Raw genomic sequence first — 1979 nt, 5'->3', positions numbered from 1 at the left:
TTCGGTCTGACGGTGTCGGGTCGTCCGGCGGAGTTGTCGGGGATGGAGTCGATCGTCGGGTTGTTCATCAACACGCTGCCGTTGCGGGCTCGGGTGCCGGAGGATGTGCCGTTCGTCGAGTGGTTGCGGGAGTTGCAGGACAACCAGGTCGCGTTGCAGCGGTTCGAGTACACGCCGCTGGCTGATGTGCAGCGGTATTCGGCGGTGCCGCGCGGGACGTCGCTGTTCGACAGCATCGTGGTGTTCGGCAACTACCCGCAGGAGGAACTGCCGGATTCGGAGGTGGCTGAGGGGCCCGCGGCGGGCGTGTTCGCTCCGGTGGACAACGTGGAGCAGGGGCACTACGCGCTCACCGTGATGGTGGATCTGGAGAAGCGCTTGGGGTTGGAGGTGGCGTTCTCCCGGAATGCCTTCGATCAGGATTCCGTGGAGCGGTTGGTGCGTGGGTTGGAGCGGGTGTTGGCGGGGGTGGCGGTTGATGGTGGGGTGTTGGTGTCGGCGGTGGGGGTGTTGGGTGAGGTGGAGCGGGCTGCTTTGACGGTGGGGCCGCGGGTTGGTTCGGTGGTGGAGGAGTCGGTGGTGTCGGTGTTTGGGGGGTGGGTGGAGCGGGCGCCGGGTGCGGTGGCGGTGCGGTGTGAGGGGGTGGGGGTGTCGTATGCGGAGTTGGATGAGCGGGCGAATCGGTTGGCGTGGTTGTTGGTGGAGCGGGGTGCGGGGGCTGGGCGGTTGGTGGGGGTGGCGTTGGGGCGTGGGGTGGATTTGGTGGTGGCGTTGTTGGCGGTGTTGAAGTCGGGGGCGGGGTATGTGCCGGTGGATCCGGAGTATCCGGCGGAGCGGGTGGCGTTCATTGTGGCTGATGCGCGGCCGGTGGTGATGGTGACGGCGGAGGTGGTGGCGGAGTCGGCGTCGTATCCTGCGGTTGATCCGGGGGTGGGGGTGCGGGCGGGGGATGCGGCGTATGTGATTTATACGTCGGGGTCGACGGGTCGGCCGAAGGGTGTGGTGGTGCCGCACGCCAATGTGGTGCGGTTGGTGTCGTCGACGCGGGAGTGGTTCGGGTTCGGGCCGGGGGATGTGTGGAGTTTCTTCCATTCGGCGGCGTTTGATTTTTCGGTGTGGGAGATCTGGGGGGCGTTGCTTTCGGGTGGGTGTGTGGTGGTGGTGCCGTTCGGTGTGTCGCGTTCGCCGGAGGCGTTTCGGGCGTTGCTGGTTGCTGAGGGGGTGACGGTGGTGTCGCAGACGCCGTCGGCGTTTTATCAGTTGGCGGCGGCGGATGCCGAGGAGCCCGGTGGTGGGCTTGTGGTGCGGTGTGTGGTGTTTGGTGGGGAGGCGTTGGAGGTGGGTCGGTTGGCTGGGTGGCGGTCGCGTCATCCGGGTGTGGTGTTGGTGAATATGTATGGGATTACTGAGACGACGGTGCATGTGTCGTATCTGCGGGTGGATGAGCGGGTGGTGGAGGGGGTGTGGCGGGGGTCGCCGATTGGGGTGGCGATTCCGGATTTGGCGGTGTTTGTGTTGGATGAGCGGTTGCGGGTGGTGCCGGTGGGGGTTGTGGGGGAGATGTATGTGGGGGGTGCGGGGTTGGCGTGGGGGTATGTGGGGCGGCCGGATTTGACGGCGGAGCGGTTTGTGGCCGACCCGTTCGGTTCGGGTGGGGGGCGGTTGTATCGGACGGGGGATCGGGCGCGGTGGCGGGCCGACGGGACGTTGGAGTTCCTGGGGCGGACGGATGCGCAGGTGAAGATTCGGGGGTTCCGGATCGAGCCGGGTGAGGTGGAGGCGGTGCTGGCTGAGCATCCGGCTGTGCGGGGTGTGGCGGTGGTGGCGCGCGATGATGGCCCGTCGGGTATGCGGCTGGTCGCTTATGTGGTCGGCGATGGGTCTGCTGATATCGGTGAGTTGCGCTCGTTCATGCGTGAGCGGTTGCCGGATTACATGGTTCCGGCGGTGTTGGTGAGCGTGGAGGCTCTGCCGTTGAC

The 1979-nt window shown here is 66.6% G+C and carries 1 protein-coding gene; it reads left to right on the top strand.

What is annotated here, in order from left to right:
• Positions 1-42: 42 nt before the first annotated feature.
• Positions 43-1979, top strand: a 1937-nt coding sequence (locus DQW85_RS23825; protein ID WP_113702288.1) for a non-ribosomal peptide synthetase, incomplete at its 3' end; no start/stop codon positions are given.

This window comes from Nonomuraea lactucae, assembly GCF_003313395.1.
GTDB classification, from domain to species: Bacteria; Actinomycetota; Actinomycetes; order Streptosporangiales; family Streptosporangiaceae; genus Nonomuraea; species Nonomuraea lactucae.
Note: the sequence above shows the minus strand (reverse complement) of the source record. Positions and strands in the feature narration are given on the sequence as shown.